Origin of the sequence: Caballeronia sp. ATUFL_F1_KS4A, from assembly GCF_023630905.1 — a bacterium.
In the GTDB taxonomy this organism is placed as follows: Bacteria; Pseudomonadota; Gammaproteobacteria; order Burkholderiales; family Burkholderiaceae; genus Caballeronia; species Caballeronia zhejiangensis.
The window spans coordinates 333980-356716 of record NZ_JALQEB010000029.1; the positions used below are offsets into that span (position 1 = coordinate 333980).

The following is a 22737-nucleotide window of genomic DNA, read 5'->3' on the forward strand; positions in this document are numbered from 1 at the left end:
GCGTGAGCACAGAATCAAGAGCCAAGCAGAAGACCCACGTCACGGCGGACAAACTCGCGATCAAGGCGGAACGCATTCTCGCGATCGATATCGGCGGGACCGGGTTGAAGGCGGCCATCATCTCGGAGGACGGTGAGATGAAGAGCGACCGCGTGCGCGTGGCGACGCCGCATCCGGCGAAGCCCGACGTGGTCGTGGAGACGCTCATCGAACTGATCGCGCCGATCGTCGCCGAGCCGCCGACGCACATTTCCATCGGCTTTCCGGGCGTCGTGCGCGATAACGTCGTGCTGACCGCGCCGAATCTCGGCACGCCCGCCTGGCGCGGCGTGCCGCTCGCGCAACTGATCGCCGAGCGCCTCGGCAACGTGCCCGCGCGCATGATCAACGACGCCGAGATGCAAGGGCTCGCGGCGATCGAAGGGCGCGGCATCGAAATGGTGCTGACGCTCGGTACGGGCGCGGGCACCGCGCTCTTTCGCGACGGCGAACTGATGCCGCATCTGGAGCTCGCGCATCATCCGGTCGCGAAGGACAAGACTTACGACGAGTACATCGGCAACGCGGCGCGCGAGAAGGCGGGCAAGAAGCGCTGGAGCCGGCGCGTGGAGAAGATCATCGGCATCCTGGCGACGCTGACGAACTACGACAAGCTGTGGATCGGCGGCGGCAACGCGGCGCATATCAAGTTCAAGCTGCCGGATAACGTCGCGGTCGTGTCGAATGCGGCGGGCATCGAAGGCGGCGCGCGGCTGTGGCATCCGCGCTCGGTGCGCGAGACGCGCCAGTTGCCGCATTTCAATCAGCGTGAAGGGGCGCACTGATGAACGCCAACAGCAAATACGGACTTCACAGCGTGAACGGCGACGCCGATGCGGCGTTCGCCGCGCTCGCCAAAGCGGAACTCGTCGTCACCGATTGCGACGGCACGCTGCTCTATACCGACAAGGCATTGGGCCAACCGGCGATTGACGCCGTGCGTCGCCTGAAGGAAGCGGGCGTGCGCTTTACCGTGGCGAGCAGCCGGCCGGGCAAGGGCATGAGGCATATCGTTGAGGCGCTCGACGTCGACATGCCTTACGCGTCGTACAACGGCGGCAGTCTCGTCAGGCCGGGCACGTGGGATTTGCTGTCGTCGCACAAGCTGCCGCGCGATGTCGTGCAGACATCGCTCGAAGCGCTCGCGTCGGCGAACGTCGACGCGTGGGTGTTCATCGACGACGCCTGGTATCTGACGAATCCCGAAGGCACCTACGTGCCGCTCGAAACGCGCACGGTCGGCTACGAAGGCGTGCTCGTCACGCGTTTCGACGATGTCGATCTCGGCGAGGTCGACAAGATCGTCGGCTCGACCGCCGATACGGCGCTGCTCGCGCGCGTCGAAAGCAGCGTGCAAAAGCAACTGGAAGGCCGCGGACACGCCGCGCGCTCGCAGACCTATTACCTCGATATCACGAGCCTGGAAGCGAACAAGGGCACTGCGGTACGCGAACTGGCGCAACTCGCGAACGTGCCGCTCGAACGCGTGGCCGTGCTCGGCGACATGGGCAACGATGTGGCGATGTTCGAGATCGCGGGCGTATCGATCGCGATGGGGCAGGCATCCGACAGCGTGCAGCGTCGCGCGAGCCTGGTCTCGAAGAGCAACGACGAGGACGGCTTCGCGGTCGGCATCGACGCGCTCTTGGCGGCGCGCGGCTGAAGGAAGAAGGGACATCGACGCGCTGCGCAGCCTTGACGGATGAGCGGCCGCGTCGAAGTTCAGAATGATCCGCGTGTTTGGTTCAAAAGCGCGCGCTGCGGATCAGGCTCACGCTCGTTACGGATGATGCAGGGAAATCAACGACGGCGCATCGGTGCGCGCGGGGCGCCGCCACCGGCACGCTCGTCCTTGTGACGGAAGTTGATGCGGCCCTTCGTCAGGTCGTACACCGACAGTTCCAGCGTCACGCGGTCGCCGGCCAGAATACGGATGTGATTCTTGCGCATGCGGCCCGAGGCGTAAGCGCCCACGACGACGCCGTTGTCCAGCGTCACGCGATAGCGGCTGTCGGGAAGCACTTCGTCAACGATACCGTCGAGTTCGATGAGTTCTTCTTTCGCCATATGGGGCTCCTGTAATGAGTTGTAGTGGGTGCTGCCGCGCATCGCGCGAAAAACGCGCATTCGACGCCAACGAACCGTTCTGCGCCGCTGCCCGAAAGCGTCGTCGCTACGAATCGTAAGTGGCGATGCAAAGCGTGGCCTGGCGCGTCCATGCACGATAAACGTGCATGCGGGGCGCGCCGCGTCTCTATCTCAGGCTCGTCGTGAGCTTGACGGCATAGGCCGGACGACAGGGCGAACCGCGGATGCGGCGCGCCGTGGCCGGCATGACCGGGACGGCGACATCGGCAACAGCAGAGCCGATGTGCGGTTGAAACGGAAAAGCAACGTGTGCTGCGGAAGTGAGCGCTTCTGCCGTGCGCTTACGTCATGTGCGGTCGATAGGCCGATTTTGCAAGGCCAGATGACATTCTCTCGCAAATCGCTTGATTAGACAACGAATTTCGCCCGAAGGTTCCGAAAAGGAACATTCTTGCTACAGCCAGCCGGCCTTCTTGAAGCGCCAGTAGAGCACGACATCGACCACCAGCATGACCGCGAGACACGTCGGGTAGCCGTAGACCCAGTCGAGCTCGGGAATCGACTTGAAGTTCATGCCGTAGATGCCGGCGATCATCGTCGGCACGGCGAAGAGCGCGGCGAACGAGCCGAGGCGCTTGGTCACTTCGCTTTCCGCGAGCGCGATCAGACCGAGATTCACCTGGATCGCCGTGACGATCATTTCGCGCCGTCCTTCGATGGTCTTCACGATGCGCAGCAGGTGATCGTACACGTCGCGGAAATATTCCTGCATGCCGGAGCACACGCCGGGCGAGCGCCCGCCATACAGCTTGCTGACGGCTTCGAGCAGCGGCGCGGTGTGATGCTGCAGGATCGTCATGCGCCGCTTGAGCGAGTACAGATCCTCGATGATCTCGCGCGATTCCACCGAGCCTTTTTGCTCGAAGATGCGCTCTTCCACTTCGTCGACTTCCGCGCCGAGCGTCTCGAGCACGGGAAAGTATCGATCGACGACCGCATCGAGCAGCGCGTACATCACGAACGCGGGGCCGTGCTTGAGCAGATGCGGCTCGCGCTCGCAGCGCTTGCGCACTTCCTGAAAACCTTGCGTCGTGCGGTTGCGGACCGAAAGCACGTAGTTCGTGCCGACGAACACGTTCATTTCGCCGACGAGCACTTCGCCTTCTTCGTCGAATTCGACCGTATGAAAGACCGCGAACAGCGAGTCGCCGTATTCCTCGATCTTCGGCCGCTGATGCCCGTGCTGCGCGTCTTCGACCGCCAGCTCGTGCAAGCCGAACTGCTGCGTCATGTGCGCGAGTTCGCCAGGACCGGGCTCTTTCAATGCAACCCAAATGAAAGAGTCGGGCAGATCGCGATAGGCGTTGATGTCGTCGATCTCGACGTCCGCGAGCTTTCGGCCATTCTGATAAGCCGCGCAATTGACCAGCATGGGGCGCCCTTTATCGTTATCTGGATATAACCGGCCACGTGTCGATGGACGCTCGAAGTCGCGTGATTTCGCCAGGGGCGCGAGCGCGTGGCCTTGATCCATCGAATCTTAGCCGGACACGCGCCCGGCTGCCAGCACGCGCGGATTCTCCGGCGCTCGTTGTCTGCCGTCAGTTCGAGACGAGGTCGATGTTGTATTCGGGCGGCGCCGGCAGACTCGGGACGTGCGCCGCCTGCGAATCGAACTTGGTGAGCTTGCCTTCGACCGTCGCGCCGATATCCATGCGCAACTGCTGATAGTAAATGTTGCCCAGCACGCGCGCGTTCGACTGAAGTTCGACGAAATGCGCGACGGTGACATCGCCCGTCACGCAGCCGTTGATGATGACGTTATAAGCGCTCACGTTGCCGCGAATCGCGCCCTGATCGCTCACGACGAGCAGCGTTTCTTCGCCCGGACGGCCGGCCACGTTGCCCGTGACCTGGCCGTCCATGCGCAGGCCTTCGCTGAACTCGAGATCGCCCGAGATATGCACGTTATGCGCGACGAGCGTCGCGAGCTTGGCCATCTTGATGCCGTTGGAATCCTTCTTCGATGAAAACATGTCGAGTCCTTGCGATGCGGTAAAGGGTTGCTGCACGAAGCCCGCGCTGACGCGTGCCGCTCAATTGGGTTTTTGTTGCTTCCTGAGGAAAGCGAGATCGGTCTGCAGACGCTGGATTTCGGCCGCGCTGTCCTTTGCGCGTTCTTCCAGCGAGGTACGGCTCGCCATCTCCTGTTCGAGCGCGAGCTGCGCATGCGCGAGCTGCTCGCGCAGCTTCTGCTCGGAGACGGGCGGCGCGCAGAGCGTGTCGAGCTTGCGCACGTCTTCATGCGAGCGTTTGAGTGCGAAGCCTGCGGCGGCGAGCGCCGCGATCGCACACACGGCCGCGATCAGTCCGAGCCAGATGCCCGCGCCGCGCCTCGGCGTCAGCGAATAGGACTGGCGGGAGAGTTGCAGCGACAGCCGCTTCGAATCAACTTTGCGCATGCGACAAACGCCTGAAGAGCGCGAGATAGGGAGAAGGATTGATCTGAGCGCCGTCGACGATCACTTCGAAATGCAGATGCGGCCCCGTCGAGCGGCCGGTCGAGCCGACTTCCGCGATCACCTGTCCCGGCATCACGAATTCGCCGGTTTTCACGAAGATGCGCGACGCGTGTCCATAGCGCGTCACCATGCCGTCGCTGTGGCGGATGTCGACCGAAATGCCGTAGCCGTTGCGCTCGCCCGCCGCGATGACGCGTCCGCCCGCGCTGGCGAGAATCGGCGTGCCCGCCGGTCCGGCGAAGTCGATGCCGGGATGAAAGCTCAGACGCCCCGTGAACGGGTCCAGACGGTTGCCGTAAGGCGAACCGCTGCGCAGGCCGGGTGCCGGATTGCGGCCGAGAAAGGCCATGTACGCGGCGTAGTGGGCGAGCGTTTGCGTCTGCAATTGCGAGACTTCGTCGTTCAGGCAATCGATGATCCGATGCGCGCTCTTCAAACGCTGCCGCGGCGCGCCCGCCGCCGCGCGACCGATATCGCACAGGCGCGGCGGCAAGGCGGGGCCGCCCGCGCCGTCGAGCGACGTGGCTGGCTCTTCGCTGTCGGGCAGCGGCGGCACGTCATGCACGCCGGACGTGCCGCCCGCGCCGTGCGCGGCCTTCAGATGCGTGTCGAATTCGTGCAGCTCGCTGACTTGCGCGGACAGGCCTTCGACGCGCGGCGTCAGCTCGATCAGCGCGGCATTGATGCGGCCGAGCTCTTCGATCTCGTACGAGCGGCGCGACATCAGCGTCTGCTCCTCGCCGAGATGGCTGCGCGCGAACATGGTGCCGATCGCGATGCCGAGCGCGAGCGCGGCCACGAGAAGCGTAATGGCGCCGATGACCGCGATGGCGCGCGCCGTGCGGGCCTCGACGAAACGGATGCGCTGGCGGGACATGGACCGCCGTGACCAGATGACGAAAGCCATTAGCGCACGGCGCGGCCCGTCGGGGCAGCGGGAAAGAAACTAGAGGAAATCACGGGAATGGAGTGCGCCGCGCTCTCCACGGCAATGCAATGAAACTGGCCGGCGATTATGCCCGAGCTCGCGTGGGCGAGTGACGTTTCGGCAGGACATCGAAGCAAAATTCCACGAATTTATCGAGTCAAATTTTGTGATGTTCGCGGTGGCGTCACGCCTACCACGTTCGGTCTCGAATCGCTGTCAAAAAGCGTGTCGCCGGTCAGGATCACTTGACATCGACCCAGGCCATCTGCGCGCCGTCCCCCATCAGGAAGCCGCGGTTCGCTTCGGCCGCCGCGCGCAGGTAGTCCCATACAGCCGTGATGCGCTTCAGCTTGCGCAAATCCTCGCGGCAGGACAGATAGAAGGCGCGCGTCACGACGATATCGTCGGGCAAGACCGGCACGAAGCGCGGATCGGGCGCGGTCATGAAGCACGGCAGGATCGCGAGCGCGCGGCCCTGCAGCGCGGCGAAGTACTGCGCAATCGCGCTCGTACTGCGCCAGCGCGACACCGCGCCCGGCACCGCGCGTTCGAGATACAGCAATTCGTAGCTGAACGCGAGATCGTCGATATAGCTTGCGAAACGATGATGACGCAGATCGTCGCTCGTGCGGATCAGTTCGTGCGCGTCGAGATAGTCGGCGGTCGCGTAGAGCTTGAGCCGGTAATCGCACAGCTTCGTATAAACGTATTGGCCCTGCTCGGGTCGTTCGAGCGTGACGGCGATATCCGCCTCGCGCTTCGACAGACTCACGAAATGCGGTACCGGCAGCAGATCGATGGAGATGTTCGGATGCGCGTCCTGAAAGCGCGCGAGTTGCGGCGCGAGAAAGAAGCAGCCGAAGCCTTCCGTCGAACCGACGCGAACGTGTCCGGACAGCGCGTGCCCCGTGTTGGCGATCTGCTCGGTCGCGGACTGCACCGTCGTCTCGATCGAATCGACGTAACCGAGCAGGCGCTGGCCTTCGGCCGTCAGAATGAATCCGCCGCTGCGCGATTTGTCGAACAGAAGCGTGCCGAGCGCGTCCTCCAGCGCGCGAACGCGCCGCGCGACCGTCGTGTAATCGACGCCCAGACGCTTCGCCGCGCCGCTCGCGCGCTGCGTGCGCGCGACTTCCAGAAAGAAGCGCAGGTCGTCCCAGTTGAGGCGCCCGATATCGAGCTTGGCGCTTGGAATAACGTTTGGCATGGCGTTTTTTTGCATATCGATCGGGTGTTTTTCTAGTGCCATGATGGACTTTTGCATAACTATACTCAAGGAAACGAGCGTGCTGCACTGCGCGCCGATTTCTTATAAACGGAGACGACATGCCTTTTCCCTTCGGCGCCGCACCGGCGCTCCGTCCGCGCGTCTTCGTTCCCCTTCGTGACAACTCATCCAAAAGGAGTGACTCGTGAATATCGCTGCTGAACATCCGGCGCAGAGTGCGTCCGTCCGTACGGCCAAACTGCTGATCGACGGCCAGTTCGTCGATTCGAAGACGACGGATTGGCGCGACATCGTCAATCCTGCGACGCAGGAAGTCGTCGGTCGCGTGCCGTTTGCGACGGTCGATGAAGTCAACGCCGCCGTTGCCGCCGCGCACAAGGCGTTTCAGACGTGGCGCACGACGCCGCTCGGCACGCGCATGCGTCTGATGCTCAAGTTTCAGGACCTCGTGCGCCAGAACCAGAAGCGCATCGCGCGGACGCTGACGGCGGAGCAGGGCAAGACGCTCGCCGATGCCGAAGGCGACATCTTTCGCGGTCTCGAAGTGGTCGAGCACGCGTGTTCGATTTCGACGCTGCAGCAGGGCGAATTCTCCGAAAACGTCGCGGGCGGCGTCGACACGTACACGCTACGGCAGCCGCTCGGCGTGTGTGCCGGCATCACGCCGTTCAATTTCCCCGCCATGATCCCGCTGTGGATGTTCCCGATGGCGATCGTCTGCGGTAACACGTTCGTACTGAAGCCGTCCGAACAGGATCCGCTCTCGACGATGGAACTCGTCGAACTCGCGCTCGAAGCGGGCGTGCCGGCGGGCGTGCTGAACGTCGTGCATGGCGGCAAGGAAGTCGTCGATGCGATCTGCACGCATCCCGATATCAAGGCGATTTCGTTCGTCGGGTCGACGGCCGTCGGCACGCACGTCTACAACCTCGCGAGCCAGCACGGCAAGCGCGTGCAGTCGATGATGGGCGCGAAGAATCACGCCGTCGTCCTGCCCGACGCCAACAAGGAGCAGACGCTCAACGCGCTCGCGGGCGCGGGCTTCGGCGCGGCGGGTCAGCGTTGCATGGCGACGTCGGTGGCCGTGTTCGTCGGGGCGTCGAAGGACTGGGTGCCGGAACTCGTCGAGAAAGCCAGGACGCTCAAGGTCAACGGCGGCACGGAGCCGAATACGGACGTCGGCCCGGTCGTGTCGAAAGCGGCAAAGGAGCGCATTCTCGGGCTCATCAGCAAGGGCGTGGAAGAGGGCGCGACGCTCGCGCTCGATGGCCGCGATATCGACGTGAAGGGCTACGAGAAGGGCAACTTCATCGGACCGACGATCTTCACGAACGTCGATACCGACATGTCGATCTACAAGACGGAAATCTTCGGCCCGGTGCTGTGCGTGCTGGAAGCCGATACGCTCGACGACGCGATCGCGCTCGTCAATCGCAATCCGATGGGCAACGGCGTCGGTCTCTTCACGCAAAGCGGCGCGGCGGCGCGCAAGTTCCAGAGCGAGATCGATATCGGTCAGGTCGGCATCAACATTCCGATTCCGGTGCCGGTGCCCGCGTTCAGCTTCACTGGCTCGCGCGGCTCGAAGCTCGGCGACCTCGGCCCGTACGGCAAGCAGGTCGTGCAGTTCTACACGCAGACGAAAACCGTCACCGCGCGCTGGTTCGACGACGCCACCGTGAACGACGGCGTCAACACGACCATCGCGCTTCGCTAAAGGGAGATGTCCATGCGAATCGGCTTCATTGGTTTGGGTCACATGGGCGGTCCGATGGCCGCCAATCTCCTGAAGGCCGGCCACGCGGTGACGGCGTTCGATCTCGTCTCCGCCGCGCTCGATGCGGCGAAGGCGGCGGGCGCGACGCTCGCCGCATCGCCGCGCGCGGCGGCGGAAGGCGCGGAAGTCGTCATCACGATGCTGCCCGCCGCGCAGCATGTGAAGAAGGTCTATCTGGGCGACGACGGCGTGCTCGCGGGCGTTGCGAAAGGCGTGCCGCTCGTCGACAGCAGCACGATCGATCCGGCGACCGCGAAGCTCATCGGCGAGGCGGCGGCGAAGCAGGGCAACCCGTTCGCCGATGCGCCCGTTTCCGGCGGCGTCGTCGGCGCGCAGGCGGGTACGCTGACGTTCATGGTCGGCGCCGATGAAACGCTCTTCGAAACATTGCGTCCCGTCTTGTCCGGCATGGGCAAGAACATGGTGCGATGCGGCGAAACCGGCACGGGCCAGATCGCGAAGATCTGCAATAACTTGCTGCTAGGGATTTCCATGATCGGCGTCGCCGAAGCGATGAAACTCGGCGAAACGCTCGGCATCGATCCGACGAAACTCGCGAGTATCGTCAATACATCGACTGGGCGTTGCTGGAGCTCGGATACGTGTAATCCCTATCCGGGCATCGTCGAAACCGCGCCGGCGTCGCGTGGTTATTCGGGCGGATTTGGCGCTGATTTAATGCTCAAGGATCTCGGACTTGCCGTCGATGCAGCGCGCGCCGCGAAGCAGCCCGTATTCATGGGTGCGCTGGCACAACAGCTGTATCAGTCGATGAGCCAGCAAGGATTCGGCGGGCTCGATTTTTCGGGCATTATCAAGTTGTACGCGAAGAACTCTGGCGCTTAATACGGCTCGAACACTTTAGGAAATCGGCACGTATGCGCGTGCCGAATTTAGGGCCGGGAAATAACTGCTTTATTCAGTTGCACTGCACAACGAAGCGCGTAAAGCCTTATGGGATACGATCATCGGGAATACGATGATTCGCTTTCCAAAAAATTGTCCTATTCTGGAAGCACGACGCCCGTCTGCCGTTCGATCAGAACGCTCCGGTTTGCGCCACGGTGCAGGTAGAACGCCCGTCGTTTTCGGGCAATGAGATGAGGAGTACGCGATGCAAGTAACACGTCACTTAAATATGGAACTGCGGCACGCCACGGTGCCGACTTATGTAGCCAGCTATTTCTTCCCGTTGCTGCTATTGGCATACGAAGCTTGGCGAGTGGGGTCTTGGGTGGCGGTGAACGGCTTTAACTTTCTGAACTTCAACTCGATGGGTTACGAGTTCGCGTTGATGATTGCCGTGTTTTGCATGCAGGTCATCGTGGAAATCGCGTTCCTCGCGGGCGCCGTGCTGACGAAGCACAAGGACGTCGGACATAGACTGGCGAATTTGTCCTTGGGGCTTTTCTGTTCGCTCGTCGTGCTCGGGTTCGATCTCGCACTGCAATATGGTTTGAGCGGAAGCTGATCCTTGCTCTTTCCGACGATAAACGCCGGTTGCTTGCAACCGGCGTTCGTTTTTTTTGGATCAGCAACCCGCGGCGCTTGGTAATGCCGGCGGTGTTTCCGATCTTTCCTCGTAGCATTTTCTATCTGCATCTTTTAGCGCGGTGCGCAAGCCTTCTTCCACGACCGGATGAAAGAAAGGCAGTTTGAGCGCTTCATCGAGCGTCAATTCCAGTTGCAGCGCCCACGCCAGCAGATGCCCGAGATGCTCCATCGCCGGGCCGCAGCCTTGCGCGCCGCGCAGCTTGCCGGTTTTCGCGTCGGCATAGACGTGCAGCAGGCCGCGATTCTGACGCATGACGCGGCTTCGTCCCTGATTCTCGAACGATGCTTCTCCAGTGACCGTCATCGGCTTGTCGAGATCGTCATACGATGCGCCGACGATCGCCACCTGCGGCTCGCAGAACACGATCGAGAACGGCACCTTGCGCTCGATCCGCTGCACGTCCGGAAAGCGCGCGGCGTTGTCGCCGGCGAGCTTGCCTTCGTCGGCGGCGTCGTGGAGCCACGGGCGTGCGCCGTCGCAATCGCCTGCGATGAAAATCGCGCTGTCGCCGCATTGCATCGTTGTTTCGTCGAAAAGCGGCGCGCCTTTTTCGTTCAGTTCGATGCCCGCGTTTTCCAGCGCGAGCGGCTTCAGATTCGGCGCACGGCCGGTCGCGGCGAGCACGAGATCGAAGCGTTCGACGCGCGCCTCGCCGTCCGGCGACGTGAAGCGCAGTGTCGGCTGGCCGCCCTCTAGCGACATGCCGTCGATTTTCGCGTCGGGATCGAAATAGAACTCGTCGGCGAGCGCGGCGATAAGCGCATCGCGCACCGGTTTGTCCGTAATCGCTCCCGCGCTGCCGCCTTTGCCGAACATGAAAATTTCGATGCCGAGCCGCGCGAGCGCTTGCCCCAACTCGAGCGCGATCGGTCCCGCGCCGAACACGGCGATGCGCTTCGGCAACGTGCGCAGTTCGAAGAGATCGTCGCTCGTGATGAGTTTGTCGCCGAACACCTTCAGCTCGTCGGGCACGCTCGGCGCGGCGCCCGTCGCGATGACGACGCTTTTGGCCTCGACGCGCGTGTCGTCGCCCATCCGCAATCGCGTCGGCGCTTCGAAGCGCGCCTTGCCGCGCAGCAGCATGCCATCCGGCAGCGCTTTGATTTCGTCGAGTACGCCCTTGACGAAGTGATCGCGTTCGCGCCGCACGTAATCGAGCACACGCGCGCGATCGGCTTCGAGCGCGTGCGTGCCTTCGATGCCGCGCGCGGCGAGCGAATGCGCGTCGTGCAAGCCGTTGGCCGCCGCGAGCAGCAGCTTCGACGGCATGCAGCCGACGCGCGCGCAGGTCGTGCCCGGTTCGCCGCCCTCGATCAGCACCGCGTTCGCGCCCGCGAGCCGCGCCGCGCGAAACGCGGCCATGCCGGCCGTGCCCGCGCCGATCACGGCGACGTCCACCTTGATTGGGTTCATTCCGTTGTCCGCCATCAGCCGTTATCCGCGAATCCCGGATAGAGCGTCATGCCGCCATCGACGAAAAGCGTCGTGCCGACGACGTAATCGCTATCGTCAGACGCAAGCCACACCGCCGCGCGCCCGATGTCCTCGACCTCGCCGACGCGCCCGTACGGAATCAGCGTCAGCAACTTGTCGAGCTTGTCCTGCGTATCCCAAGCGTCCTTGTTGATCGGGGTGCGGATTGCGCCGGGCGCGATGCCGTTCACGCGAATGCGCTGCGGCGCGACTTCCTGCGCGATCGTTTTCATCATCATCTGAATGCCGCCCTTGGACGCAGCGTAGTTCACGTGTCCCGCCCACGGAATGACCTCGTGCACGGAACTCATGCAGATGATCTTCCCGAGCGCCTTCGACACGTCGCGCATGCCGCGCCGCTCGAATTCGCGCACGGCGCGCTGCGCGGTGAGGAACTGGCCGGTGAGATTCGTTTCGATGACCGTCTTCCAGTCGTCGAGCGTGAGCGCGGTGAACTTCGCGTCCTTCTGCAAGCCCGAATTCGCGACGACGATATCGACCGTGCCGTAGCGCTTCACGACGGCATCGAACATCGCGTCGATCTGGGTTTCGTCGGAGACGTCCGCGCCGACCGCGAACGCTTCGCCGCCTTTCGCCGTGATCGCGGCGGCGAGCTTTTCGGCGGGTTCCGCGTGCGAGTGATAGTTGATGGCGACGTGCGCGCCCGCATCGGCGAGCGCGGTCGCGACGCCCGTGCCGATGCCCGAACTCGCGCCCGTCACGAGCGCAATCTGGCCTGCGAGGGGTTTATGCATATGCGCTCCTGCATTTGTATTAATTTGTGCCTGACGCAAATTGCGCGCCCGCCGGCGCAAGTTCGCGAACAGGAAACGCCGATAATGCGGCCTTTAGGCTACGCGCGCGGGAACCATGTTTCGACTGCAGCTATTTTTCGTCTTTCTGATGGCATTCCATCTATCGGACAGTCATGCAACCAGCGCCTACGACGCGTTGCGTGCGCCGGTTCCCGCATTGCCCGGCGAACGCGTCGTGCAAGTGCCGGTCGGCGAGCGCGGCGATACCGCGCAATTGCAGGTGACGATCGCGATGCCGGAGGGCGCGGGACCGTTTCCGCTCGCCGTCATCAATCATGGCGGTTACGGCAAGAAAACGAAGGCGACGATGCCACGCTTTCATCTCACCTATCTGGCGAACTACTTCATGTCGCGCGGCTACGCGGTTGCGCTGCCGATGATGCGCGGCTACGCGGGATCGACGGGCGAACTGCGCGCGCACGGGTGCGATCTGGCGGGGCTCGGGAACAAGGCGGCGGACGATATCGGCAAGGTCATCGCGTACATGCGTCAGCAGCCTTACGTCGACGGTTCGCGCGTCGTTGTCGCAGGAGAGAGCGCGGGCGGTTGGTACAGCCTCGCGTTCGGGGCGCGAAACGCGCCGGAAGTGAAGGGCGTCGTGAACTTCTACGGCGGCGTGCGCGTCGACGTATGCGCGTCGGACGACGCTGCGCTCATCCGCGACAGCGCGGCGCTCGGCGCGCGTGCGCACGTTCCGTCGCTGTGGCTGTACGGCGAGAACGATTCGTTCTTTCCGGCCGGCACCTGGCGGGAAATGTTCGCGCGCTACACGTCGGCGGGCGCGAACGCCGAACTGGCGAACTACGGCGCCTTCATGACCGATTCCCACAAGCTGCTGGGTTCATGGGAAGGCTTGCGCGTGTGGACGCCGAAACTCGATGCGTTCCTGAAGAAAATCGGCATGCCGTTCGCGTCGATTTACCCGGAGAACATGCCGATGGCGACGCCGCCCTCGAGCGGATACGCCGCCGTCGACGACATCGCCGCCGTGCCGTATCTCGGCAGCGAGGGCATGCGCGCGCTGTATCGGAAGTTCCTCTCGAAGCCGTTTCCGCGCGCGTTTGCAATCGGACCGAACGGCGGCGCGGCGGCGCACGGCGGCTTCGATCCGTTGACGCAGGCCCTGCGCGACTGTGCGGCGCTCACGGCCGATTGCCGTCTCTATGCGTACGACGACCAGGTGGTCTGGACGCGCTCGGGCCCGCCCGCGACCGGTTTCGCCGCGCTTGCCGATGCGAGCGCCGTGCCGTTCATCGACGCCGCCGGTCGCAAGGGCTACGACGCGTTTCTGAAGTTGCCGCGTCCGCGCGCTTTCGTGATCGCGTCGGATGGCGCGTGGTCGATCGCGGCACTCGGGCCGGACCCGATCGCATCGGCGATCGCGCATTGCAGTCGCAAGCATCGCGGCTGCGCGCTCTACGCGGCGGATGGCGACGTCGTCTGGACGGCTCAGCCGCCCGTCAAATCCCGATAAACCTCCGCGTACTTGAGCGCGGCGTCTTCCCAGCCGAAGCTCTGGCCCATCGCGCGCTTGACGACGGCTTTCCACTCCGTGCGACGCGCCTTGAGCGCGAACGCGCGCCGGATCGCGCCGACGATGCCCGCGCGATCGAAAGTATCGAAGACGAAGCCGGTCGCGAGATCCTCGGCGAGATTTTCGAGCGATGAATCGACGACGGTATCCGCGAGCCCGCCCACGCGATGCACGAGCGGCAGCGAGCCGTACGCGAGCGCGTAGAGCTGCGTGAGCCCGCACGGCTCGAAGCGCGACGGCACCATCACGACGTCGCTGCCCGCGATGATCGAATGCGAAAGCGTCTCGTCGAAGCCGAGTTCGACCGCGACCGCGCCCGGATGCGCCGCCGCCGCGTTCTTCATGCCGGTTTCGAGCGCCGGGTCGCCGGTGCCGAGCACGACGAGCTGGCCGCCGCGCTGGACGATATCGGGCACGGCCGAAAGCAGCAGGTCGAGTCCTTTCTGCTCCGTCAGACGGCTGACGACGCCGAAGAGCAGGGCGTCGTCGTCCTTGGCGAGACCCATGCGCTCCTGCAGCGCCGTCTTGCATTTCGACTTGCCGCCGATCTTCGCCTGCGTGTATTTCGACGCGATGGATTCATCGGCGGTCGGGCTCCAGATCGAATAATCGACGCCGTTCAGAATCCCGGTGATGTCGTGCGTGCGCGTCTGCAGGAGACCGTGCAGTCCGGCGCCTTGCGCCTGCGTCTGGATTTCGCGCGCGTAGGTCGGGCTGACGGTAGTGATGCGATCGGCGAAATAAAGCCCCGCCTTGAGAAACGAGACGTGGCCGTAGAATTCGACGCCTTCCACCGCGTAGAAATCGCCGGGCAATTGCAGCGCGCCGAATTCCGAAGCCGGAAACGTGCCTTGATACGCCAGGTTGTGCACCGTCATCACAGTGCCGACCCGCGCCGCGCCGCCGCGCTCGAACGCGCGCAGATACGCCGGCGCAAGTCCCGCATGCCAGTCGTGAGCGTGGACGATATGCGGCTTCCATGCCGGGTCCACGCCCGTCGCGATGCGCGCCGCCGCCCAGCCGAGCAGCGCGAAGCGGCGATCGTTATCGGCATAGGGACGATTCGTCGCATCCATATACGGATTGCCCGGACGATCGTAGAACTGATCCGCGCGCACCACATACACGACGATGCCGTGCGGCTGCAACACGCCGCGCTCGAGGCGGATATTGCCCGCGCCGAACGCGCTGCCGAGATCGGTCACGGGCTGAAGATCGTCGAGACCCGCGAGCACAGCGGGAAAGCCCGGCAGCACGACGCGCGCGTTCGTGCCCAGTTGGGATTGCGCGGGCGGCAACGCGCCGACCACATCGGCGAGGCCGCCGGTTTTCAACAGCGGAAACATTTCTGCTGCGGCATGCAGCACGCATACGGTCATCGGCACTCCCGTCGATTGGTTTTTATTGGCCGGCGCGCGGCGTCTAACGCTGTCCGAGCCGCGCCAGCGCGTCGCGTGTGATGAGCGTGACGCCGGACTCCGTGCGGAAGAAACGCGCGGCATCGTCGTCCGGATCCTCGCCGACCACGAGACCTTCGGGCACCGTGCAGCCGCGGTCGATCACGACCTTCTGCAAACGGCAACTCGGCCCGATGGTCACTTGCGGCAACAAGACTGCCTCATTGATGTTACAGAACGAGTGGACCCGCACCGCCGACGAAAACACCGACTTCGACACCTGCGATCCCGAGATCACGCAGCCGCCGCACACGAGCAGATTGGTGATCGCGCCTTGCTGCCCGTTCAGGTCGCGTACGAACTTGCCGGGCGGCAACTGCTCCTGATTCGTCCAGATCGGCCATTTGCGGTCGTACAAATCGAGCTCCGGAATCGTCGATGCGAGATCGAGATTCGCGGACCAGTACGCATCGACGGTGCCGACATCGCGCCAGTACGCGGGCGCTTCCGGATCGCTGCTCGACGTCACGCACGACATGCTGAACGGATGCGCGATCGCCTTGCCGGTCGTCACGACGCGCGGAATGATGTCCTTGCCGAAATCGTGATCCGTGTTCGACGTCTCGATGTTTTCCTGCAGCAGGTCATACAAATACTTCGCGCTGAACACGTAGATGCCCATGCTCGCGAGCGCGATGTCGGGCTTGCCGGGCATCGCGGGCGGATCGGCGGGCTTTTCCAGGAAATCGGTGACGCGGCGGTTTTCATCGACGTGCATCACGCCGAACGCGACCGCATCCATGCGCGGCACCTCGATGCAGCCGACCGTGCAGTCCGCGCCGCTTTCCACATGGTCGAGCACCATGCGCGTGTAATCCATCTTGTAGATGTGATCGCCCGCCAGCACGATGACGAACTCCGGCCCGATCGAGCGGACGATATCGAGGTTCTGATAGACCGCGTCGGCGGTGCCGCGATACCAGCTCGAATCCACGCGCTGCTGCGCCGGCCAGATATCGATGAACTCGTTGAACTCGCCGCGCAGGAAACCCCAGCCGCGCTGCAGATGGCGGATGAGCGAATGCGCCTTGTATTGCGTGACGACCGCGATGCGGCGGATGCCGGAATTGAGGCAGTTGGACAGCGCGAAGTCGATGATGCGGTACTTGCCGCCGAAGTGGACGGCCGGCTTCACGCGCTTGTCGGTGAGCGGACCGAGCCGGGTGCCGCGCCCGCCGGCGAGGACGATTGCGAGGGTCGACTTCTGCAAATCGGTGCGATTCTTAGCCAGCATCTCCATGTCAGCCTCCTGATTTGACCTGCGACTATTGATGTTCGATGTCTTGCCGTGTGTGCGTCCTCGTATGCTTTTGTTGGTATCTGTCGATGGAGCATTATCCGGCGCGCATTCGAATTCGTGTGCTGAAGTCGCCCGTTTTTTTCGCCGGGCGATGCGGACCGTTTCGCCGTCCGCATCGAGCAATGCGTGTGCCGAACGCGCACGAGCGTGCTGCGGTGTTGCAGACGCGCGACCTTTGGACTTCCTGTCGATCGCATCGCTCGACAAAACGCGTCCGCGCAATTTATAACGGGCACGCCATGCCGCAGTGCGTCGAGGCACGGCACAATATGAAGGTTGCACTGCCCGCGCACGGCGTCCGCGGGCGTGCTTTCCGAAACCATCGTCGCGTTGCGTTGCGCTGCACGGCGCTGGCGCGCGACGAGCGTTTCGACGTTTCATCCGACCGGACACGATCAATCGGGAAAGCAGAACATGAACAACGTCCTGAGCATTCAATCGCATGTGGTGTTCGGCCATGCGGGCAACAGCGCGGCGGTTTTTCCCATGCGGCGACTCGGCGTGAACGTCTGGCCGCTCAACACCGTGCAGTTTTCCAATCACACGCAGTACGGCCGCTGGACAGGCAGCGCCTTCGATGCCGACGAATTGCAGAACGTCATCGAAGGCATCGGCGCGATCGGTGTGCTCGGGCGCTGCAACGCGGTGCTCTCCGGTTATCTCGGCGCGCCGGAGCAGGGCCGCGCGGTCGTCGAAATCGTGAAGATGGTGAAGGCGGTGAATCCGCGCGCGCTTTATTTTTGCGATCCGGTCATGGGTCAGACGGGCGGCTGCACGGTCGCGGCCGGCATCGAGGATTTCCTCGTCACGACGATGCCCGGAATCGCCGATGCGATCATGCCCAATCACGTCGAGCTGGAAAAGCTCGTCGGGCGTCCGATCGAGACGGTCGAGGAAGCCGTCGACGCATGCCGCGAAGTGATCGCGCGCGGGCCGCGCATCGTGCTGGTGAAGCATCTGCTCGATCGCAACAGCCGCGCCGACACCTTCAATATGCTCGCCGTCACGCCCGGCGAGGCGTGGTTCGCGCAGCGCCCGCTGTATCCGTTCGCGCGCCAGCCGGTGGGCGTCGGCGATCTGACGAGCGCGGTCTTCGTCGCGCGCACCTTGCAGGGCGACTCGCTGCGCACCGCGCTCGAGCACACGCTCGCGGCGGTCAATGCCGTCGTCAAGGCAACGTACGATGCCGGGCGTTACGAACTGGAGATCGTCGCATCGCAGGACGAGATCGCGAAGCCGACCGACCGTTTCCCCGCGATCCGCGTGACCGGCACGGAGATGGTCAAGGGCGGCTAGCTCGCGTCCATCAGACCGAAACGCCACGAAAGGCGCCGCGTCGCGGAAAGCAGCGCGCGGGCGAGCGGGCCGTCGGCGGCGCTGTCGAAGCCCCCCGACGAACCGATCAACGCGATCACGAGGCACACGCTGCCGGTGTGATCGAACACGGGCGCGGCCAGCGTATGGATGCCGGGCACCGGCGCGCCGAGCGCGGTATCGAGGCCGCGTTCGCGGATGTCGTCGAGCCGTGCGCGATACGCGGCGTCGCTTCCCGCAGCCGCTTGCGCGCCCGCGAGGCGGATGGCGTCCTGCGTCATCAGGCTCGCGAGCATGTCGGCGGGAAGGTGCGCGGCGTACACCCGCCCGATCGCGGTGTTGACGAGCGACATCACCGTGCCGACGCGCAAGCTCACATGCTGCGGCCGCGCCGATTCCTCCAGCCGGATCACGGTCGGGCCGAGCGGTCCGAGCGCGGCGGCGGCGACCGTCATCGACGTGCTCGCGGCGAGCGCGACGATCTCGGCTTCGGCATCGCGGATCGGCGAAAGGCGCTGCAGCGCGATCAGCCCGAGCTCGCGGCTCAGCGGGCCGGCGTGGAATAACCCGGCGTCGTCGCGCGCGAGCAGGCCGACCTTCACCAGACTCACCAGATGCGCGAACGCCTTCGCGGGCGGCATGCCGGCCGCGGCCGCGAGGTCGCGCAGCGTGAGCGGCTCGCCGGCGGCGACCAGCGCGCGCAGCAGATCGCCGGTCGCGTCGAGCGCGTTGATGCCGCGCTGCGGCTTCGTGTCCTCGTCGAAGATCGTCATGAAAGCAGTCCGGAAATGTCGCGCGCGGCATCCTTCAGCGCGTGCGCGAGCGGGCCGTCCCACGCGACGTCGGCGAGGCCGGTCGGTCCGATCGCCGTCAGTGCGAGCTGCATCCGATGCGCGCCGTCGAACACCGGCACGCTCATGCTGCTCACGCCGGGACTCGGCGCATCGACGCTGCGTTCGATGCCGCGCGCGCGAATCGCTTCGATGCACGCGGCCATCTCCGGCGCATCGGCTTCGGCCTGATGCGCGAGCATCGCGGCGACGCGGGTGTCGTCGTCGAACGCGCGGAACACGCGGCCCGTGGACGTCGCCGAGAGCGACATCACCGTGCCCACGTGCAGATTCACATGCAGCGGATAGCCGCCGCGCTCGTAACGCACGATCGTCGGCCCTTGCGGCCCGGCGACGCTCACCGCGACGCTCATGCCGGTCGCGAGCGCCAGCGCCGACACGCGCGGCGCGGCGGCCCGATACGCCGGCTGATGCTCGAGATTCAACAGGCCGAGCCTGAGCGAGAGCGGCCCCGGCTCGTAATTGCCGGTGAGCGCGTCGCGCTTGACGAGACCGAGCCGCGTCAAGCTCACGAGGTACGTGTGGGCCTGCGCGGTCGACAGTTCGGCCGCTTCGGCCAGCGCGCTCAACGCAAGCGGCTCGCGGCGCGCGGCGAGCGCATCGAGCAGACGCGCGCCGACTTCGACGCTCTGGATGCCGCGCTGTTTCTTTTCTTCGCCGATTTCGGAACGAGCCAAAAGCACTCCGCGATCTATAAAGGATGAACGAACCGCAGATGTTAGCCGAGCAGGAATCATCCGATGAAGCGATTCGGTACTTACCCGTAATTTGCAAATAGCAAGTATGCTTGCTGTTGACAAACAACGGCATCACGCCGATCATCCACCCATCCCCACGAGAATGGAAGCGAGACACGACCATGGCAAAAGCATTCGCATCGCAGGCCGATCTGGAAGAGAAGAAGATCACGTTCACGCAACTCTCCGAGAACGCGTACGCGTACACGGCGGAAGGCGATCCCAACTCGGGCGTGATCATCGGCGACGACGGCGTGCTCATCGTCGATACGACCGCCACGCCCGCAATGGCGCAGGATCTCATCGCGAAAATCCGCAGCGTCACCGACAAGCCGATCAAGTACGTCGTGCTGTCGCACTATCACGCGGTGCGCGTGCTCGGCGCATCGGCGTATTTCGCGGAAGGCGCGCAGCAGGTCATCGCGAGCCGCGGCACGTATGAAATGATCGTCGAGCGCGGCGAGCAGGACATGAAATCGGAGATCGAGCGCTTTCCGCGCCTTTTCGCCGGTGTCGAGACGGTGCCGGGCCTGACGTGGCCGACGCTCGTCTTCGAGAAGGAAATCACGCTGTATCTCGGCAAGCTCGAAGTGAAGATCGCGCATCTCGGCGCGGGTCACACGAAGGGCGATACGGTCGTCTGGCTGCCGTCGCAGAAAGTGCTGTTTTCGGGCGATCTCGTCGAGTACGACGCCGCCTGTTACTGCGGCGATGCCCAACTCGAAGAATGGCCCGCGACGCTCGAAGCGCTGCGCGCGCTGAAGGCCGACAAACTCGTGCCGGGACGCGGCCCGGCGCTGCTCTCGCCGGCGGAAGTCGACAAGGGCCTCGATTACACGAAGGACTTCGTCACGACGCTCTTGCAGGCGGGCCGCGAGGCCGTCGCCGAGAAACTCGACCTGAAGGGATCGATGGCGCTGACGCGCAAGGCGATGGATCCGAAATTCGGTCACGTCTTCATCTACGAGCACTGCCTGCCGTTCGACGTCTCGCGCGCTTACGACGAAGCGAGCGGCATCAAGCATCCGCGTATCTGGACGGCCCAGCGCGACCAGGAAATGTGGGCCGCATTGCAGGACTGACCGCCGTTTCTTGCGGCGCGCACTGACGCGCCGCTTCTCCCTCTCAACGCAAAACGCGCGCGCAAGACGCCGGCCTCATTACGCCCATCTGGAGCGAGACATGTCGAAGTCGATCAGCACGGCGGCGCTTGAGCCCAGCGCCGTCGCGGATGCGCACGCCCAATCGGACGACGCGCTGTTCCGCAAAATCGCGTGGCGCATCATTCCGTTTCTGTTCCTGTGCTACGTCGTGTCGTTTCTGGACCGCATCAACATCGGCTTCGCGCAATTGCAGATGAAGCACGATCTCGGCTTCTCCGATGCAATGTACGGCCTCGGCGCCGCCGTGTTTTATGTCGGCTACGTGCTTTTCGAAGTGCCGAGCAATCTGCTGCTCGCGAAGTTCGGCGCGCGCCGCACGTTCACGCGGATCATGCTGCTGTGGGGCGCGGCGTCGGTCGGAATGATGTTCGTATCGACGCCCGGCCATTTCTATCTGCTGCGCTTTCTGCTCGGCGTGTTCGAAGCGGGTTTCTTTCCGGGCATCGTGCTTTATCTGACGTACTGGTTTCCGGCGAAACGGCGGGCGGGCGTGATGTCGGTGTTCTTCGCGGGCGTGGCCGTCGCGGGCGTGTTCGGCGGACTCGTGTCCGGCTGGATCATGCGCGACATGGCCGGCGTGATGGGCCTGCACGGCTGGCAGTGGATGTTCGCGATCGAGGGCGCGCCCGCGGTGCTGCTCGGTCTTATCGCGTTGCGCCTGCTGGTGGACACGCCGCGCGATGCGCAATGGCTCACGCAAACGGAGCAGGATCGGCTCACGGCACTCTGCGCGACCGGCCACCACGAGAAGCACGATAACAGCGGCATGCTCGACGCGCTGCGCAATCCGCGCGTCTATCTCTTCGCGTTCATCTATTTCTCGCTGACGTGCGCGTCGCTGACGCTGAGCTTCTGGATGCCGCTGATGATCCGCGACTTCGGCATCACCGATGTCATGTCGGTCAGCCTCTACACCGTCGTGCCGAACGCGATCGGCGCGGTGGGTCTGATTCTGATCGCGCGCCATTCGGATCGCGTCGCCGAGCGGCGCAAGCACTTCGCGTGCTGCACGATCGGCGGCGGCATCGCGCTCGCGGCCCTCACGCTGCATTTTCCGAGCTTCCCGCTGATGCTCGCGATTCTCTCGCTCGCCGCGACGCTGATTTTCGCCGCGCTGCCGATCTTCTGGGCCGTGCCCGCCAGCCATCTGCCGGGCAGGAGCGCGGCGGCGGGCATCGCTTTCATCAGCAGTATCGGCATCACGAGCGGGATCGTGAGTCCGTGGGTGATCGGCCAGATCCGCACCTCGACGGGCAGCATGGATCTCGCCGTGCATCTGCTTTCGTTGCTGCTCTTCGCGAGCGGCGCCGCGCTGTTTTTCGGGCTGCGGCGCGGCAAGTGAGCGTCAGGCCGCAGCCGCGGCCATCGCCTTGAAGTTTTCCGGCGTCGCGAAGGCGAGATATTCGGCCTGCATGTCGGGTGTGAGGAATTCGAGCATCGTCGAGTTCTCGATCCAGAATTCGACGACGTGGAAGAAGTTGTCGCCGCGCGTGCAGCGCACCGCACGCCAGCCTTCGCGTTCGCCGATCGCGATGACTTCCTCTGCGTTCAGCTTCGTCGCGATGGCCATGTGGAACGCGCTGTACTGCGGGCGCTTCACCGTGTCCGCGCCATAGCTGACGCTTTCCTCGTGACCGCCGCCCGGCGTGATGACCTGATCGCTCGGATAGACCTCGATGATGCTGCCGCGATCGTCGCCGGCGACCGCCATCCACGCGCCGGGAAAGGGCGAGAAGGGCGCGGCGAAGCCATCCCACAGTTCGGCGAGCACTTGCGCGACGTGTTTCGGATCGTGGGCGGGAATGGAGGCGTGGAAGATCATTGCGATGGACTCCGGTGGACGTGGGGCGGATTGCGCGGCGATTGCAGAGCCGCGCGGTGGAATGTCGATTCGCAGTGCTATGGTGTGCCGGGATTCTTCCAGAGTCTATTGTTATGAGTGTTTTCAAACGCGTC

Annotated in this window: 20 protein-coding genes and 1 pseudogene; 9 read left to right on the top strand and 12 right to left on the bottom strand. The window is 64.1% G+C overall.

Going from position 1 to position 22737, the window contains the following annotated elements; all coding sequences use genetic code 11:
- The first annotated feature begins 2 nt into the window (after positions 1 to 2).
- Both NCS03_RS16765 and NCS03_RS16770 read left to right on the top strand, forming a co-directional pair.
- Positions 3 to 824, top strand: a complete 822-nt coding sequence (locus NCS03_RS16765) for an ROK family protein (protein ID WP_372492552.1) — start codon at positions 3 to 5, stop codon at positions 822 to 824.
- Positions 824 to 1702, top strand: a complete 879-nt coding sequence (locus tag NCS03_RS16770; RefSeq protein ID WP_250435698.1) for an HAD family hydrolase — start codon at positions 824 to 826, stop codon at positions 1700 to 1702. The genes NCS03_RS16765 and NCS03_RS16770 overlap by 1 nt, the downstream gene beginning before the upstream one ends.
- Before the next feature lie 137 nt (positions 1703 to 1839).
- On the opposite strand, the gene infA is transcribed toward NCS03_RS16770, so the two are convergent.
- From infA to NCS03_RS16800, 6 genes are all read right to left on the bottom strand, one after another.
- Positions 1840 to 2106: a translation initiation factor IF-1 gene (infA, locus tag NCS03_RS16775; protein ID WP_006999277.1), complete on the bottom strand. Its 267-nt coding sequence runs from the start codon at positions 2104 to 2106 to the stop codon at positions 1840 to 1842.
- Positions 2107 to 2581: 475 nt separating this feature from the next.
- The gene (gene corA / locus NCS03_RS16780; RefSeq protein WP_008353501.1) at positions 2582 to 3559 is read right to left on the bottom strand and encodes a magnesium/cobalt transporter CorA; all 978 of its coding nucleotides are present in this window, start codon (positions 3557 to 3559) and stop codon (positions 2582 to 2584) included.
- Between the two features lie 169 nt (positions 3560 to 3728).
- Positions 3729 to 4163, bottom strand: coding sequence for a bactofilin family protein (locus NCS03_RS16785; protein WP_175979247.1), 435 nt, complete (start codon positions 4161 to 4163; stop codon positions 3729 to 3731).
- A 60-nt stretch (positions 4164 to 4223) separates the two neighbouring features.
- The gene (locus NCS03_RS16790) at positions 4224 to 4589 is read right to left on the bottom strand and encodes a hypothetical protein (RefSeq protein ID WP_175979248.1); all 366 of its coding nucleotides are present in this window, start codon (positions 4587 to 4589) and stop codon (positions 4224 to 4226) included.
- A complete protein-coding gene (locus NCS03_RS16795; protein ID WP_250529424.1) occupies positions 4576 to 5526 on the bottom strand; it encodes a M23 family metallopeptidase in 951 nt (316 codons plus the stop codon). Before NCS03_RS16795 ends, NCS03_RS16790 begins: the two co-directional genes overlap by 14 nt.
- 292 nt (positions 5527 to 5818) lie before the next feature.
- Entirely contained in the window at positions 5819 to 6799 is a 981-nt protein-coding gene (locus NCS03_RS16800; RefSeq protein ID WP_502801524.1) for a LysR family transcriptional regulator, read from the bottom strand.
- 190 nt (positions 6800 to 6989) lie between these two features.
- On the opposite strand from NCS03_RS16800, the gene NCS03_RS16805 reads away from it, so the two are divergent.
- From NCS03_RS16805 to NCS03_RS16815, 3 genes are all read left to right on the top strand, one after another.
- Entirely contained in the window at positions 6990 to 8522 is a 1533-nt protein-coding gene (locus NCS03_RS16805; RefSeq protein ID WP_250435700.1) for a CoA-acylating methylmalonate-semialdehyde dehydrogenase, read from the top strand.
- A gap of 12 nt (positions 8523 to 8534) precedes the next feature.
- Positions 8535 to 9428 carry a 3-hydroxyisobutyrate dehydrogenase gene (mmsB, locus tag NCS03_RS16810; RefSeq protein ID WP_250529426.1) on the top strand — a complete coding sequence of 298 codons (894 nt, stop codon included), beginning with the start codon at positions 8535 to 8537 and terminating at the stop codon, positions 9426 to 9428.
- A 268-nt stretch (positions 9429 to 9696) separates the two neighbouring features.
- Positions 9697 to 10053 (top strand): hypothetical protein, encoded by a 357-nt coding sequence (locus tag NCS03_RS16815; protein ID WP_033536128.1) that lies wholly within the window; start codon positions 9697 to 9699, stop codon positions 10051 to 10053.
- 60 nt (positions 10054 to 10113) lie between these two features.
- Here NCS03_RS16815 and NCS03_RS16820 read toward each other — a convergent pair whose 3' ends face one another.
- Entirely contained in the window at positions 10114 to 11550 is a 1437-nt protein-coding gene (locus NCS03_RS16820) for a dihydrolipoyl dehydrogenase (protein ID WP_250529427.1), read from the bottom strand.
- 14 nt (positions 11551 to 11564) lie between these two features.
- Positions 11565 to 12365, bottom strand: coding sequence for an SDR family oxidoreductase (locus NCS03_RS16825; RefSeq protein ID WP_175979254.1), 801 nt, complete (start codon positions 12363 to 12365; stop codon positions 11565 to 11567).
- Positions 12366 to 12513: 148 nt separating this feature from the next.
- On the opposite strand from NCS03_RS16825, the gene NCS03_RS16830 reads away from it, so the two are divergent.
- Complete coding sequence (locus NCS03_RS16830) at positions 12514 to 13899, top strand: dienelactone hydrolase family protein (RefSeq protein ID WP_250529428.1); 1386 nt, start codon at positions 12514 to 12516, stop codon at positions 13897 to 13899.
- On the opposite strand, the gene glgA is transcribed toward NCS03_RS16830, so the two are convergent.
- Positions 13875 to 15338, bottom strand: a complete 1464-nt coding sequence (gene glgA / locus NCS03_RS16835) for a glycogen synthase GlgA (protein ID WP_250529429.1) — start codon at positions 15336 to 15338, stop codon at positions 13875 to 13877. The two genes, NCS03_RS16830 and glgA, sit on opposite strands and share 25 nt — an antisense overlap.
- Positions 15339 to 15381: 43 nt before the next feature.
- Positions 15382 to 16656 carry a glucose-1-phosphate adenylyltransferase gene (gene glgC / locus NCS03_RS16840; protein ID WP_008353483.1) on the bottom strand — a complete coding sequence of 425 codons (1275 nt, stop codon included), beginning with the start codon at positions 16654 to 16656 and terminating at the stop codon, positions 15382 to 15384.
- 474 nt (positions 16657 to 17130) lie between these two features.
- On the opposite strand from glgC, the gene pdxY reads away from it, so the two are divergent.
- A complete protein-coding gene (gene pdxY, locus NCS03_RS16845) occupies positions 17131 to 18012 on the top strand; it encodes a pyridoxal kinase PdxY (protein WP_033536161.1) in 882 nt (293 codons plus the stop codon).
- On the opposite strand, the pseudogene NCS03_RS16850 reads toward pdxY, so the two are convergent.
- Positions 18009 to 19618: pseudogene (locus tag NCS03_RS16850) on the bottom strand (IclR family transcriptional regulator). The gene pdxY and the pseudogene NCS03_RS16850 overlap by 4 nt on opposite strands.
- Positions 19619 to 19740: 122 nt before the next feature.
- Here NCS03_RS16850 and NCS03_RS16855 point away from each other — a divergent pair.
- Together NCS03_RS16855 and NCS03_RS16860 are read left to right on the top strand one after the other, a co-directional pair.
- Complete coding sequence (locus NCS03_RS16855; RefSeq protein ID WP_250521640.1) at positions 19741 to 20700, top strand: MBL fold metallo-hydrolase; 960 nt, start codon at positions 19741 to 19743, stop codon at positions 20698 to 20700.
- 100 nt (positions 20701 to 20800) lie between these two features.
- The gene (locus NCS03_RS16860) at positions 20801 to 22123 is read left to right on the top strand and encodes an MFS transporter (RefSeq protein WP_250529430.1); all 1323 of its coding nucleotides are present in this window, start codon (positions 20801 to 20803) and stop codon (positions 22121 to 22123) included.
- A gap of 3 nt (positions 22124 to 22126) precedes the next feature.
- On the opposite strand, the gene NCS03_RS16865 is transcribed toward NCS03_RS16860, so the two are convergent.
- Complete coding sequence (locus NCS03_RS16865) at positions 22127 to 22603, bottom strand: hypothetical protein (RefSeq protein WP_008353479.1); 477 nt, start codon at positions 22601 to 22603, stop codon at positions 22127 to 22129.
- Positions 22604 to 22737 lie beyond the last annotated feature (134 nt).